This window comes from Micromonospora alfalfae (assembly GCF_022230925.1).
Classification (GTDB): domain Bacteria; phylum Actinomycetota; class Actinomycetes; order Mycobacteriales; family Micromonosporaceae; genus Micromonospora; species Micromonospora alfalfae.
The window spans coordinates 291,672-305,369 of the sequence record NZ_JAKKFH010000004.1 but is presented as its reverse complement, the minus strand read 5'-3'; the positions used below and the strand labels follow the sequence as shown (position 1 = coordinate 305,369).

Below are 13,698 nucleotides of genomic sequence, written 5' to 3'. Positions count from 1 at the left end.
TGCGCCCTTGCGCCCCTGCGCCCTGCGGCCCTGCGCCCTGCGCCCTGCGGCCCTGCGCCCTGCGGCCCTGCGCCCTGCGGCCCTGCGCCCTGCGGCCCTGCGCCCTGCGGCCCTGCGGCCCTGCGCCCTGCGGCCCTGCGCGCCCTGCGCCCCGCGCGCCCTGCGCCCCGCGCCCTCCGGCGGCGGCGGTCGCCCAAGATCGTGCTCGATCCTGGATGTAGTGGTTTCCGCACGTCAGGACCCCCCTACTTCCACGATCGAGCACGATCTTGGGCGGGCGAGCGGGCGAGCGGGCGAGCGGGCGAGCGGGCGAGCGGTCGAGCGGTCGGGCGGGCGGCTTGGGTGGGGATGGGACCGCCTGACACGGGGGATCAGGCGGTCCCGTGCGGTGCCGCCGGGCCCGGGGGACGGGGAGCGGTGCCGCGCTTCACAGTCTGGTGATCAGACGACTACGGTCGGAAGGGTTCGGCCCAGCTGTCGTAGCTGCCCTGTTCCCGGGTCGCGCCGGCTCTGTTGGTCGGCTGGAGTTGATCGTCGGCGGGTTGGAGGGTGGCTGGGCATGGCCGATGGACAGATGACGGCGGCGGTGTTCCTGATCGCGGAGCTGCGCCGGGCGCGGGCGCGACGCGGCTGGAGTCAGGACGAGTTGGCCAAGGCGGTCAACTACTCGGCGTCGATGGTCAGCGCCGTCGAGCTGGGCCAACAGCCGCCCACCGCCAAGTACCTGGAACTCGTCGACCGCGCCCTGGACACCGGCGGTCTCTTCGGCCGCATGTCCACCGAACTGGTCAGCCTGGACCGGGCGCAGCCCTGGCTACGCGGCTGGCAGGCGATCTTTGCCCAGGCGCGCACGCTCCGGTGGTACGAGCCCCGCTACGTGCCGGGGCTCTTTCAGACGGAGGACTACGCCCGTGCGGTCTTCGAGGCTGGCGGCCTGCTCGCTCCCGAGGAGGTCGACCGGCGACTGGCCGACCGGATGAGCCGCCAGGAGGTGCTGCACAGCGAGCGGTCGCCGCACGTCGTTGCGGTGCTGGATGAGGCGGTGCTGCGACGTCGGGTGGGCGGGCGGAAGGTGATGCGCGACCAGACGCTGCACCTGGTACGCATCGCCACCGAGCACCCTCGGGTCCGGCTGCATGTCGTCCCGCGATCCGCCGAGGAGTATCCGGGGCTCGGCGGGCAGTTCGCGCTCGCTGCCCTGCCCGACGGCACGGAGGTGGCCTACCTGGACTGTCAGGTTCGCGGCCAGGAGTTGGACCAGCCGAAGGATCTGTTGCGGTTGCAGCGGGTCTGGGAGGCTACCTTGGGTGAGGCCCTGCCCCCGCAGGCGTCCATCGAGCTGATGAACGAGGTGGCCGAGTCGTGGAGCTGATCGGCGCTGAGTGGCGCAAGAGCAGCCGCAGCAACCAGGACGCCAACTGCGTCGAGGTGGCGACGAATCTGGGGAGCGTGGTCGGGGTGCGAGACAGCAAGGACTCGGGCGGGCCCGTGCTCGTTGTCGACGCGTACTCCTGGCGGCTCTTCGTGGCCGCGCCCCCGCGCTGACCGACCACCTCGCCCGCGACGGCGGTCTGGGTTTCCGCGCACCTGGCCCCGATAAACGGCTCGACGTGGTCCGGAGCGGGACGGATGATCCGGGCCATGGGTGACGATGGTGCGGGTGTGCCGATGGGGACCGAGCGGTTGCGGTTGCGGCGGCTGACGATGGCCGACGTGGACGCGCTGGTCGAGTTGGACAGCGACCCCGAGGTGATGCGTTTCCTCACCGGGGGCGTCGCGACCCCGCTGGCCACGGTGCGCGACGAGCAGTTGCCGAGGCTGCTGGCCCAGTACGACAGGCATCCCGGGCTTGGTCGGTGGGCGGCGCATGATCGGCAGTCCGGCGAGTTCCTGGGCTGGTTCGCGTTGGACCCGTCGGCGGACGGCACCGAGGCCGAGTTGGGCTATCGGCTGCGCCGCGCGACGTGGGGGCGAGGGCTGGCCACCGAGGGGTCGCGGGCGCTGGTCCGGTACGCCTTCGACACCGTCGGGGTGCGTCGGGTCTGGGCCGAGACGATGACTGTCAACGAACGCTCCCGGCGGGTGATGGTGAAGGCCGGGCTGCACTACGTGCGGACCTTCCACCTGCAGTGGGACGACCCGATTCCGGGCACCGAGCAGGGCGAGGTGGAGTACGAGGTGCGGGCCGAGGAGTGGGCGACCGTCGGTCAGGAGCGACCGGCGGCCCGGCGGGCGCGGTAGGCGGTCACCGCAGCGCGATTGCCGCAACCGGCCTCGCAGAACCGGCGGGACCGGTTGCGGGACAGGTCGACGACGACGTTGTCGCAGTCCGGGTACTCGCAGATCCGCAGCCGGCTCAGCTCGCCGGTACGGACCAGGTCGGCCATCGCCATGGCGGCCTCGACCGCGATCCGGGTGGCCAGCGGCGCGTCGCGGGGGACGGCGTGCAGGTGGTACGGCTCGTCGTCGTGCTCGATGAGCTGGGGCAGCGCCTTGTGTTCCAGCAGCAGACCGTTGACCACCGCGACGATCTCGGGTGGTTCGGCGTACCAGATGCGGCGCAGTTGGGGCCGTAGCTCCCGTACGGCGTGCAGCTCGGCCTCGGTGTGCTCGTGCCGGCCGCTGTAGGAGTGGCGGACGAAGAACGTGTCCAGCGCAGCGATGTCGGGCAGCAACTCGCCGTCCCGACCTGCGGTGTTCACCAGCGCCGCGGCGGCGATCAGCGAACACTCGGTGTCATGAGCGAATAGCAACTTGACTCCTGTCATTGCCCCCGCCTAGCGTCATCAGTACAAGGATAGTTTGCTCATGACACGGTGCCCATTGCGAGGAGCGCGAGATGCAGTCACGACCTGCTGCCGGCGTCGGACTGGCGCTGCTCTCCGCAGTCACCTTCGCCACCTCCGGCACCTTCGCACGGTCGCTCATCGAGGCCGGCTGGTCTGCCGAGTCCGCGGTGATCGCCCGCGTCGGCATTGCCGCCCTGGTGCTGGCGATCCCCGCCCTGCTGTCGCTGCGGGGCAAATGGGACGTGCTGCGAAGCAACGCCGCGGCCATCGGGGTGTTCGGGCTCCTCGGGGTGGCGGTGGCCCAGGTGTGCTACTTCAACGCCGTGCGCTACCTGCCGGTCGGTGTCGCGCTGCTGCTGGAATACCTGGGCATCATCCTCGTCGTGGTCTGGATGTGGCTGCGGCACGGGCAGCCGCCCCGCCGGCTCACCATCGCCGGGGCGGTGGCCGCGCTGGCCGGGCTGGCGTTCGTGCTCGACCTCGCCGGCACCGCCGACTTCCACCCGGTGGGCGTGCTCTGGGGGCTGGGCGCGGCGTTCGGCCTGGCCGGATATTTCGTGCTCGCCGGCCGGGTCGACCCCCGGCTGCCCTCTGTCGCCTTGGCCAGCGGTGGAATGGCCGTCGGTGCCGCCGTGCTGCTCCTCATCGGGCTGACCGGCCTGCTGCCGCTACACGCCACCTTCGGTGAGGTCACCTTCGCCGGGCAGCCCACCAGCTGGTTGGTGCCCATCGCCGGGTTGTCGCTGGTGGCCGCCGTCATCGCGTACCTCACCGGCATCGCCGGCACCCGGATCCTCGGGCCCCGACTGTCGTCGTTCGTCGGGCTGACCGAGGTGCTCTTCGCGGTGCTGGTCGCCTGGCTGTTCCTGAACGAGCTGCCCAACGGCTGGCAGTTGTTCGGCGGTGCGCTGATCGTCGCCGGCGTCGCCCTGGTACGCCTCGACGAGCTGCGCGGATCGCCCGCGCCGGCCACGCCCGAGCCCGAGCTGGCGCTTGACGGTCGGTGAGAGTCGGCGGTCGGTGTGCTCCTGATGGCCGGCCCTTGCCGGCAGGCGGCGAATTCCGCTGGCGGTGAGAGGGTGGGTGTCGTGCTGACCACTGTGGTGTTCGACGCTGACGAAACGCTGTTGGACCTGCGTCCAGCGGTCACGGGTGGGCTGGTGGCGGTCCTCGACGAGATGCGGCGACACGCACCCGCGGCGGCCGGCGTGACGCTCGCCGAACTGGAATCGGACTGGGGCGCCGTCTTCGGCGAACTGAGCGCCGCCCCGGTGGCGGAGATCCGGCGCGCCGCACTGGCCCGGTCGCTGGCCCGCGCCGCGCTGGTCCACCACCTGGACGAGATCACGGACCTCTTCTTCGCCCAGCGCTTCGCTCTCACCCGACCGTTTCCTGACGTACCACCGGCGCTGGCCAAGCTGCGCGGCCGGTACACGCTGGGCTTCGCCACCAACGGCAACAGCCGCGCCGAACGGTGCGGACTCGCCGGCGAGTTCACCTTCGAGCTGTACGCGCACGAGAACGGCCTGCCCAAGAAGCCGGCCCCGGAGTTCTACGCCGCTGTGGTCGCGGCGGCAGGGGTGCCAGCCGGGCACATCGTGTACGTCGGCGACTCGTGGGAGCACGACGTGGTGGCACCTCGGCGGGCCGGCCTGCGATCGGTGTGGCTGAACCGGCTCGGCCTGCCTCGCCCGCCCGGCTGCCCACCCGACGCCGAAGTCGCCAGCATGGCCGAGCTGCCGGCCGCGCTGGCGAATCTGGGTGCCGTCGCGGTAGGTGAGTAGATTGAGGCGGCCGGCGCGTGTGTCTGTGCGGCCGGTGTCTGTGCGGCCGGTGTCTGTGCGGCCGGTGTCTGTGCGGCCGGTGTCTGTGTGGCGTGTGTCTGTGTGGCGTGTGTCCGTGCGGCGTGAATCTGTGTGGCGTGTGTCTGTGCGGTCGGGGTGCGGCTCGAACTGGCGGGATTCACTGCCATAACGGGCGCTCAACTGGCGTAATCCGGATCGTTGTTGTGTGATGGCTGCCACGTCCCTCAACGAGAGGATCCGATGTGGTGAGCAAGCGCTTCACCGCCCGTACGGTCGCGACCGCGGCTGTGCTGGCACTTACGGCTACGGGGTTGGGTGTGCCGGCCAACGCCGCGCCGAGCAACTCCCGGACCTTCACCGTCGTCGCCGAGGATGGCGTCGCCATCGACACGGCCGTCGCCGCGATCCGGGCAGCTGGTGGCACTGTGGTGTCCCGGTCCGATGAGGTCGGCATGTTCCAGGTCAGCAGCGACCGGGCCGACTTCGCGGCCAGGGCGACCGCCGCGCCGACGCTGATCGGCGCCGCCGAGCAGAAGGCCATCGGCCGCAAGCCGAAGTTGGACCGGGTCGAGCAGGAGCACCTGCTGGCCGCTGCCGGTGCTCGTGCCGGTGCTGCCGGCGCCGCCAAGAAGGGCGCCAAGCTCGATCCGCTCGATGACAAGCTCTGGGGCCTGGAGATGATCCGGGCCGACAAGGCTCGCAAGATCGAGCCGGGCGACCGTCGGGTGACCGTCGGCGTGCTGGACACCGGCGTCGACGCCAGCAACCCGGACATCGCGCCGAACTTCAACTGGTCGCTGTCGCGCAACTTCGCGCCCGACCTGACCGATGTGGACGGCCCCTGCGAGGTGCCGAGCTGCCTCGACCCGGTCGGCACCGACGACGGCGGGCACGGCACCCACGTGGCCGGCACCATCGGCGCCGCGGCCAACGGCTTCGGACTCTCCGGCGTCGCCCCGAACGTCTCGCTGGTCGAGCTCAAGGGTGGCCAGGACTCCGGCTACTTCTTCCTCGACCCGGTCGTCAACGCCCTGGTCTACGCCGGCCGGTCCGGGATCGACGTGGTCAACATGTCGTTCTATGTCGACCCGTGGCTCTACAACTGCACCGCCAACCCGGCCGATTCCCCCGAGGACCAGGCCGAGCAGCGGGCCATCATCAAGGCGATGAAGCGGGCGCTGGTCTTCGCGCACAACAAGGGCGTGACCCTCGTCGGCGCGCTCGGCAACAACAACGAGGACCTGGGTGCACCGCGCACCGACGTCACGAGCCCCGACTACGGCGCCGACCCGTACCCCCGGCCGATCGACAACGAGAGCTGCTGGGACCTCCCCACCGAGGGCCCGCACGTGATCGGCGTGTCGTCGGTTGGCCCGTCCGGCAAGAAGTCGGACTTCTCCAACTACGGCACTGAGCAGATCTCGGTCGCCGCGCCGGGAGGCTGGTTCCGGGACGGCTTCGGCACCGACACCTTCCGTACCGACGCCAACATGATCCTGTCCTCGTACCCGAAGCACGTGCTTCAGGAGGAAGGATCGGTCGACGCCGACGGCAACATCGTCCCCGGCTTCGAGAATTCGGTCTTCAAGCAGTGCAAGGCCAACGGTGAGTGCGGCTACTACACGTACCTCCAGGGCACCTCGATGGCGTCCCCGCACGCCGCTGGTGTCGCCGCGCTGATCGTCAGCCGGCACGGCAAGGCGCAGGGTCGGACCGGCTTCGGGATGTCCCCGGACCAGGTCGAGCAGCACCTCTACCGCACGGCCGCCGAGCACGCGTGCCCGGAGCCGCGCCTCCAGCAGTACCGCAACGAGGGCCGGGACGAGACCTACGACGCGTACTGCGCCGGTGGTGTCAACTTCAACGGCTTCTACGGCTACGGGATCGTCGACGCCTACGCGGCGGTGAAGACCCCGCTCAAGCCGAACGCCCGCCCGTAGCGCACATCGCACTGCGGTGGCCCAACCGCCACCGCGACTCGGGGCCCGGTCGACAAGCTTGTCGACCGGGCCCTGCGGCCGTCCAGGGCTGGCATCCGTCGTCTTGGGCTGGCGCCCGTGGTCCCTGCCTTCGCCGTCCGAGCAGGGTGCTCGCCGTCCCGGTCGCTCTTGCGGGGCACGGTGGCTGAACTCGGTCATGATCGACTCGGGTTTCATGAAGGCGCGGTGTTGGTGCATGAGGGACGGCGCGGCTTTCAGGAACCCGGGATGATCTTGGTCATGTTGACGATCCTCGCCGCCACCCTCGGCTGACCAGCGCGTTGCGCACCTCTCGGAGCACCGCCGGGAACTCGCCGTGCAGCCGACGGCTGGTCACATGCAGGACCAGCCAACCCGCGCCGACCAGCTGATTCAACCGACGGCGGTCGCGGTGCAGCTGTTCTGCGTCGGCGTGCCACTTCCCGTCGTACTCGACCGCCACCCGATATTGCGGCCAGGCCAGATCGGGGTGCAGGACAACGCCGACGGGCAGGCGTACCGGATGTTGAACGGCTGGGCGTGGCAGCCCACCCAGCACCAACCGCACGCGCAGGTGCGACTCCGGCGGAGACTCGGCTTTGCCGTCGGCCAGGTCGAAGACCCAGCGCGCCCGTCGTCCACCGGGCCGGTCGGCATTGCGGGCAGCAATGACGGCCAGGGTGTCGCGCTCGGCCAGGCCCTGCCCGAGCAACGAGTCGACGATGGCGACCGCCCGGACGGGGTCGAGCCAGACAGCCGTTTCCCAGGCGGCCCGCCCGGGGTCGGACCGGGGGATCGGGAGATCCCGCGCGCTGGACCTGCGCGGGCCGGCCGCCGCCCACCCATCGCCCGCGTGGGCCGTCACGATCCCCCCTGCTCTGACAGGCACCGCGGCCTGGCGGGACAGCAGCGGCGCTGGCCGTGGCGACATTCGGCCGGCAGGTGGGCGCACTGCTCCCGTAGGTCGCGCCGCATCACGTGGACGGCCAGCGCTCGACGCGCGCCCCGTATCTGGCACTCGCCCCCCGCTTGGCGGCCGTCCTGCGTCGGGCTGTGGTCCGGGGTCTGGTGATCGTGCTGGGTTGGGCAGTGGTCCGGGGTCTGGTGGTCGTGCTGGGTTGGTCTGTGCTCCGGGATCAGGTGGTCGGCCAACGGTCGCCGGACCACCCGCCATCGGCATTCGTCCGGCGGTTGGTGGTCGTTGTGCGGTTGGTGGGGTCGCGGCTCGCTCCGGGGCCCCGCTCACCGCGAGCGGGGTGATGGTGTTGACGTGCACGCTGAGGCCGCGCTGCGGGCCGACCCGCAACGGTCGGGGCACGAGGACGTGCACGTCGTCGGTGAAGCTCGCGGCGTGTTGGACGCCGTGCAGGTAGGCAGCCGACGGGCCGCCGACCACCACTCCGGGCGGTAGCCGCAGGAGGGCGGCGCGACACGCGAGGGCGTGATCACGGTCCAACCGTGAGTCGGCGTAGATGTCGTGGCGCAACCGCACCCAGGCAGAGTTGCGCAGCTGATGTTCGGTGAGCAGGCCGTCCCGGACAGCGTCGGAGCCGCGGAAGACCTGCCAGGCCAGGGCATCGGGGCGATGCGGACGTGGGGGCATGCAGAGAAGCCTGCCGAGCACCGACTGGCCACCGAAACCCCTGTGGACAACCCCGCCCGCGGTTGCCGCTGGACCTGTGGACAACCACGAATCCGCCCGCCGGTCGTGCTATGGCAGCGGTCGGAACGGCCGACCAATCGGGCATTGCGGCCGCCGATGGGCGGTGATCCACTCGCGTTCCTGAAAGTCGGGCGGTTGCTGGCCTTGGGATACCGCGACTTTCGTGAACCCGAGTCGATCAAGCCGCGCGGGGTCGGGTGCGCGGCGGTGGGGTGCGGTGGGGTGCGGTGCGGCGGGGTGGGGTGGGGCGCGCGGCGGTGGGGTGGGGCGCGGCGGTCGGGGTCAGCTGAGGGCGGTGGTGATGGTTCGGGCGGCGGCCAGCACCTGCGGGCCGATGGTGTCGACGTCCAGCGGGGCGAGCGCTACCACGCCGACGCTGGCCTCCAGGCCGGGTACGCCGAGCACCGGTGCGGCCACCCCGTACGCCCCGGCCTGCAACTCTCCGCTGCTGCTCACCGGCTCGGCCACCCCGGCGCGACCTGCCAGGATCGCCCGGCCGGCCGCCCCCCGGTCCAGTGGATGCCGTGCTCCGGCCCGGTACGCGACGTGGAACGACGTCCAGCTCGGCTCGACCACTGCCAGTGCGACGCCCTCGCCACCTTCGACGACGGTCAGGTGCGCGGTCGCGCCGGCCTGCTCGGCGAGGCGGCGTAGCGCGGGCAGCGCGCCCTCGGCGAGCAGCGGCTGGGCGCGTCGGGCCAGATGCAGCAACCCGGCACCGAGGCGCAGCCGACCGTCTCCGTCGCGACGCAGCATGCCGTGCCCGGTCAGCGCACTGACCAGCCGGTAGACGGCGGCCCGGCCGATGCCGAGCTGATTCGCTGCCTCGGTCACTGTCAGACCGCCGGAGGCGTCGGCGACCAGGTGCAGCAGCCGCAACCCCCGGTCCAGCGTCTGCGACGTCTCCCCGCCCCGCCCCGCAACCGCGTCGGCCCGCCGCGCGCCAGCCTCGGTCCGCCCGAGGTTTGCGTCGGCCGAGCCGGAGCCCCGCCCGAGGTTTGCGTCGGCCGAGCCGGAGCCCCGCCCGAGGTTTGCGTCGGCCGAGCCGGAGCCCTGGCCGAAGGTTGCGTCGGTCGGCCCGGAAGCCCGCCTGCGTGCCGGGTCGGCGGGGGCGGTGGGGTTGGCTGGCGGGTCACCGGAGCCACTGGAGCGTGCGGTCGCATCCACGCCTGGCAGCGTACGACCCGGCACCGGCGGACCCGGACAGGCACGGACAGCTACCCTTGTACGGTGACGCTACGCCTGTATGACACCGCCACCCGATCGGTGCGGGACTTCGTCCCGCGGGAAGCCGGCAAGGTGGGGGTCTACCTGTGTGGTCTCACGCTTCAGGCCCCGCCGCACATCGGTCATCTTCGCTCCGGCGTCAACTATGACGTCCTGCGCCGTTGGCTGTTGGCCGCCGGCTATGAGGTCACCTTCATTCGCAATCTGACCGACATCGACGACAAGATCCTGGTCAAGGCGGGTGAGCAGGGTCGTCCGTTCTGGTCGATCGCGTACGCCAACGAGTTGCTGCTCGCCGAGTCGTACCGGTCGTTGAACGTGTTGGCGCCCACCTACGAGCCGCGCGCCACGGGGCACATCCCGGAGATGCATGAGCTGATCACGAAGTTGATCGCGGACGGGCACGCCTACCCGGCGAGTGACGGCTCCGGCGACGTCTACTTCGATGTGGCGTCCTGGCCGGCGTACGGGTCGCTGTCGAACCAGTCGCCGGACGCGATGCAGTCCGCCGGGGACGCGCCGGACCGGGGCAAGCGGGATCCGCGTGACTTCGCGCTGTGGAAGGGTGCCAAACCGGACGAGCCGGCGGACGCCTACTGGCCTTCGCCGTGGGGTCTGGGCCGTCCGGGCTGGCACATCGAGTGCTCGGCGATGTGCTGGCGCTATCTCGGCCCGGAGTTCGACATCCACGGCGGTGGCCTGGATCTGACGTTCCCGCACCACGAGAACGAGATCGCTCAGTCCCAGGCGGCCGGGTTGCCGTTCGCCCGCTACTGGGTGCATCACGGCCTGCTGAGCATCGGCGGGGCGAAGATGGGCAAGTCCGCCGGCAACGCGCTGGGCCTGGCGTACGTGGAATCGCTCGGGGTGCGGCCGGTGGAGCTGCGTTACTACTACGCCGCCGCGCACTACCGCTCGGTGATCGACTACTCGGAGGATTCGCTGCGCGACGCGGCCACCGCGTACCGGCGGATCGAGGGTTTCGTGCAGCGGGCCGCCGAGCGGGTCGGTGCCGGGCAGTTCGGTGAGCTGCCGGCCGGCTTCGTCGCCGCGATGGACGACGACCTCAACACGTCCGCCGCGCTGGCCGTGCTGCAACAGCACATTCGGGACGGCAACACCGCCCTGAGCGTCGGCGACGATGTGACCGTCCGCACCACGCTGGCCGTGGTGCGGGCAATGCTGGATATTCTCGGGGTCGACCCCCTCGACCCGGCCTGGACCGGTGGCGGCCGATCGGACGACCTTCGCGCCGTGGTGGACTCCCTGATCGCGCTGGCCCTGGAGCAGCGTGCGCAGGCGCGGGGCCGCAAGGACTGGGCCGCTGCGGATGCCGTGCGTGACCAGCTCAAGCTGGCCGGCGTGGTGGTCGAGGACACCCCCCAGGGCCCCCGTTGGACTATTGGAGAGCAGGACTGATGGCCGGCAACTCGCAGCGCCGTGGCCGGCGACTGACGTCGAAGGCAGGCGCCCCCAAGGGCACCGGCGGCAAGAACAAGGACTCGTTGGCCGGGCGGGGTCGCACCCTGCCCGCTGACGAGCGGCCGTGGCACAAGGGCTACTCGGGCACCGAGAAGCTGCCCCAGCGCACCGCCTGGAAGCAGGACAAGGAGCGTCGCGCGGCGGCTGAGGAGGGGCGCGCCCCCAAGATCGGCCAGCCGGGCAGCAAGGACACCACCTGGGGTCGGGGTGGCGGTCGGGGCGTACCGGTCGGTCGGGGTGCCGCCAGCGGCGGGCGGGGCGGCAAGCCCACCAGCCGGTCCGGCCCTCGGGTCACGCCGGGGCGCAAGTCCAACCCGTCCAAGGACACCCCGGAGCTGTTGGTCGGGCGTAACCCGGTGCTGGAGGCGCTGCGCGCCAACGTGCCGGCGACGGCGCTCTACACGGCCCAGGGCATCGACATGGACGACCGGATCAACGAGATCATCCGGACCGCCGCCGACCGGGGCATCGCCAACCTGGAGATCAGCCGCGCCGAGTTGGACCGGATGACCGGCGGGGTGCTGCACCAGGGCGTCGGCTTGCAGGTGCCGCCCTTCGCGTACCAGCCGTTCGAGGACATGGTGGCCGCTGCCCTGGAGCAGCAGGCCCCGCTGCTGGTCGCGCTGGACGGTGTCACCGACCCGCGCAACCTGGGTGCCGTGATCCGGTCGGCTGCCGCGTTCGGCGCGCAGGGTGTCTTCGTACCCGAGCGTCGTGCCGCCGGGATCACCGCGACCGCCTGGCGGACCAGTGCCGGCGCGGCCGCGCGGGTGCCGGTTGCGCAGGTGACCAACCTGACAAGGTCGTTGAAGGCGTGCCGCGACGCCGGCTTCATGGTCGTCGGCCTGGATGCCGACGGCGACACCGACCTCTACAACCTGGAGGCCGCTGTCGGTCCGCTGGTGGTGGTGGTCGGTTCCGAGGGGCGCGGTCTTTCCCGCCTGGTCGGGGAGACCTGCGACCTGACCGTCAGCATCCCGATGATCTCCGAGGTCGAGTCGCTCAACGCCAGCGTGGCGGCGGCGGTCGCCCTGGCCGAGGTCGCCCGTCGGCGTTCCGTCGAGCTGTAACGCACGTCGAACGAAGGCCCTCTCCCGCCGAGCGCGGGAGGGGGCCTTCGTCGTCCGGCGCCCAGGCACTGTGAAGAGCCCTTCGAGTACGACGAAGGGGCGGCCCGCCGAAGCGGACCGCCCCTGTCGGTACGGCGTTACGTCAGATCCGGCCACCGGTGGCGGCGTGGAAGACGTGGCTGCGACCGGCAACCGGCTTGACGAACACGGTGTCACCCATGTTCGGCATGTTGCGCCGGTCGGTGCGGACGACGAAGCGCTCCGAGTTGCCACCCAGCGCGGCGTGGCCGTAGACGTTGGCGTCCGAGCCGAGGTCCTCGACCAGCTCGACCACGACCGGCATGCCGCCCTCGGTCGGGCTGACCAGCTCGCAGTCCTCCGGGCGGAAGCCCACGGTGACCTTGCCGTCGCCACCCTCGGCGCGGGCCGCCTCGACCTGCTCGCGGGTCAGCGGGATCTGCAGCTCGGCGAACTCGGCGCCCCGCTCGTTCAGCGGAACGGTCTTGATGTTCATGGCGGGCGAGCCCATGAAGCCGGCGACGAACACGTTGGCCGGGGTGTCGTAGAGCGCCCGCGGGGTGTCCACCTGCTGCAGGACGCCGTCGAGCAGCACCGCGACCCGGTGACCCATGGTCATGGCCTCGACCTGGTCGTGCGTGACGTAGACAGTGGTGACGCCCAGCTTGGCCTGGAGCGACGCGATCTGGGTACGGGTCTGCACGCGCAGCTTGGCGTCGAGGTTCGACAGCGGCTCGTCCATGAGGAAGACCTGCGGCTCGCGGACGATCGCCCGGCCCATCGCGACACGCTGCCGCTGACCACCGGAGAGCGCCTTCGGCTTACGGCTGAGGTACTCCTCCAGCTGGAGCAGCCCGGCCGCTTCCTTGACCCGCCGGTCGATCTCCGACTTGGAGGTCTTGCGCAGCTTGAGGGCGAACGCCATGTTCTCGTACACCGTCATGTGCGGGTAGAGGGCGTAGTTCTGGAAGACCATCGCGATGTCGCGGGCCTTCGGAGGAAGGTGGGTGACGTCACGCTGGTCGATGTAGATCGAACCGGCGTCCACGTCCTCCAGGCCGGCGAGCATCCGCAGGCTGGTGGACTTACCGCAACCGGAGGGGCCGACCAGGACGAGGAACTCCCCGTCGCCGATCTCGAGGTCCAGCTCGTTGACGGCGGGACGCTCTTGGCCCGGGTAGACCCGGGACGCCTTGGAATAGGTGACCGTAGCCATGGTGAAGCGCTTCCTTTCACCGGCAGGAACGTGCCGGACGATCCGAGTGAAGGAGCAACCGGCACGTGTCCGTGCCGGTTCAGCGGACGGCGGCGCGGTCGCGGGGGCGCCCGGGTCGTCGTCCGTGTCAGTGAACCGTAAACGCGTTTACCCGTGCTGCCAAGGTGGGGGGCCGCCCAGCCCACCAGTCGGGCTACGCATTCCGGTCACTCGGGCACGGTCAGACATCAATCGCCGCCGTGTCAAACGAGTCTGCGTCGGGTTCTTGACGATTCCCGTGCTCGGGAGGCCTCGGGATCGGGATTACCGAACGTCAGTCGCTATGCTGACCTCGACGCACGCGCCCCTGTAGCTCAGCTGGCCAGAGCACTCGCCTTGTAAGCGAGATGTCGCCGGTTCGATCCCGGCCGGGGGCTCATACGGTCGGTGACCAGGCATAACAGCCAAGGTCACCGACCTTTCTCTTTTGC

General features: G+C 70.9%; 13 protein-coding genes and 1 tRNA gene. 10 read left to right on the top strand and 4 right to left on the bottom strand.

Features of this window, described 5'->3' with window-relative positions; translation table 11 throughout:
* The first annotated feature begins 559 nt into the window (after positions 1–559).
* The 3 genes from MED01_RS03805 to MED01_RS03795 all read left to right on the top strand — a co-directional run bounded on the left by MED01_RS03805 (position 560) and on the right by MED01_RS03795 (position 2,241).
* A complete protein-coding gene (locus MED01_RS03805; RefSeq protein WP_238667153.1) occupies positions 560–1,372 on the top strand; it encodes a helix-turn-helix domain-containing protein in 813 nt (270 codons plus the stop codon).
* Positions 1,363–1,545, top strand: a complete 183-nt coding sequence (locus MED01_RS03800; protein ID WP_238667152.1) for a DUF397 domain-containing protein — start codon at positions 1,363–1,365, stop codon at positions 1,543–1,545. Before MED01_RS03805 ends, MED01_RS03800 begins: the two co-directional genes overlap by 10 nt.
* A gap of 96 nt (positions 1,546–1,641) precedes the next feature.
* On the top strand, positions 1,642–2,241 hold the full coding sequence (locus MED01_RS03795; RefSeq protein ID WP_238667151.1) for a GNAT family N-acetyltransferase: 600 nt from the start codon (positions 1,642–1,644) through the stop codon (positions 2,239–2,241).
* Here the strand turns inward: MED01_RS03795 and MED01_RS03790 are convergent.
* On the bottom strand, positions 2,208–2,753 hold the full coding sequence (locus MED01_RS03790) for a CGNR zinc finger domain-containing protein (RefSeq protein WP_238667150.1): 546 nt from the start codon (positions 2,751–2,753) through the stop codon (positions 2,208–2,210). The genes MED01_RS03795 and MED01_RS03790 overlap by 34 nt on opposite strands.
* An 86-nt stretch (positions 2,754–2,839) precedes the next feature.
* Here MED01_RS03790 and MED01_RS03785 point away from each other — a divergent pair, with 86 nt between their 5' ends.
* From MED01_RS03785 to MED01_RS03775, 3 genes are all read left to right on the top strand, one after another.
* On the top strand, positions 2,840–3,796 hold the full coding sequence (locus tag MED01_RS03785; protein WP_238667149.1) for an EamA family transporter: 957 nt from the start codon (positions 2,840–2,842) through the stop codon (positions 3,794–3,796).
* Between the two features lie 81 nt (positions 3,797–3,877).
* Positions 3,878–4,573, top strand: coding sequence for an HAD family hydrolase (locus MED01_RS03780; protein WP_238667173.1), 696 nt, complete (start codon positions 3,878–3,880; stop codon positions 4,571–4,573).
* A 266-nt stretch (positions 4,574–4,839) separates the two neighbouring features.
* The gene (locus MED01_RS03775; RefSeq protein WP_238667148.1) at positions 4,840–6,534 is read left to right on the top strand and encodes a S8 family serine peptidase; all 1,695 of its coding nucleotides are present in this window, start codon (positions 4,840–4,842) and stop codon (positions 6,532–6,534) included.
* Between the two features lie 277 nt (positions 6,535–6,811).
* Here MED01_RS03775 and MED01_RS03770 read toward each other — a convergent pair whose 3' ends face one another.
* Positions 6,812–7,417 carry an endonuclease domain-containing protein gene (locus MED01_RS03770; RefSeq protein WP_238667147.1) on the bottom strand — a complete coding sequence of 202 codons (606 nt, stop codon included), beginning with the start codon at positions 7,415–7,417 and terminating at the stop codon, positions 6,812–6,814.
* 405 nt (positions 7,418–7,822) lie between these two features.
* Between MED01_RS03770 and MED01_RS03765 the strand changes: the two genes are divergently transcribed.
* Positions 7,823–7,963 (top strand): hypothetical protein, encoded by a 141-nt coding sequence (locus MED01_RS03765; protein WP_238667146.1) that lies wholly within the window; start codon positions 7,823–7,825, stop codon positions 7,961–7,963.
* A 534-nt stretch (positions 7,964–8,497) separates the two neighbouring features.
* Here the strand turns inward: MED01_RS03765 and MED01_RS03760 are convergent.
* Entirely contained in the window at positions 8,498–9,106 is a 609-nt protein-coding gene (locus MED01_RS03760) for an IclR family transcriptional regulator (RefSeq protein ID WP_238667172.1), read from the bottom strand.
* Positions 9,107–9,445: 339 nt separating this feature from the next.
* On the opposite strand from MED01_RS03760, the gene cysS reads away from it, so the two are divergent.
* The gene (gene cysS / locus MED01_RS03755; RefSeq protein WP_238667145.1) at positions 9,446–10,861 is read left to right on the top strand and encodes a cysteine--tRNA ligase; all 1,416 of its coding nucleotides are present in this window, start codon (positions 9,446–9,448) and stop codon (positions 10,859–10,861) included.
* The gene (gene rlmB, locus MED01_RS03750) at positions 10,861–11,994 is read left to right on the top strand and encodes a 23S rRNA (guanosine(2251)-2'-O)-methyltransferase RlmB (RefSeq protein ID WP_238667144.1); all 1,134 of its coding nucleotides are present in this window, start codon (positions 10,861–10,863) and stop codon (positions 11,992–11,994) included. The genes cysS and rlmB overlap by 1 nt, the downstream gene beginning before the upstream one ends.
* Before the next feature lie 142 nt (positions 11,995–12,136).
* On the opposite strand, the gene MED01_RS03745 is transcribed toward rlmB, so the two are convergent.
* Positions 12,137–13,228 (bottom strand): ABC transporter ATP-binding protein, encoded by a 1,092-nt coding sequence (locus tag MED01_RS03745; RefSeq protein WP_091403085.1) that lies wholly within the window; start codon positions 13,226–13,228, stop codon positions 12,137–12,139.
* Positions 13,229–13,570: 342 nt separating this feature from the next.
* Between MED01_RS03745 and MED01_RS03740 the strand changes: the two genes are divergently transcribed.
* Positions 13,571–13,644, top strand: a tRNA-Thr gene (locus MED01_RS03740).
* The last annotated feature ends 54 nt before the right edge of the window (positions 13,645–13,698 follow it).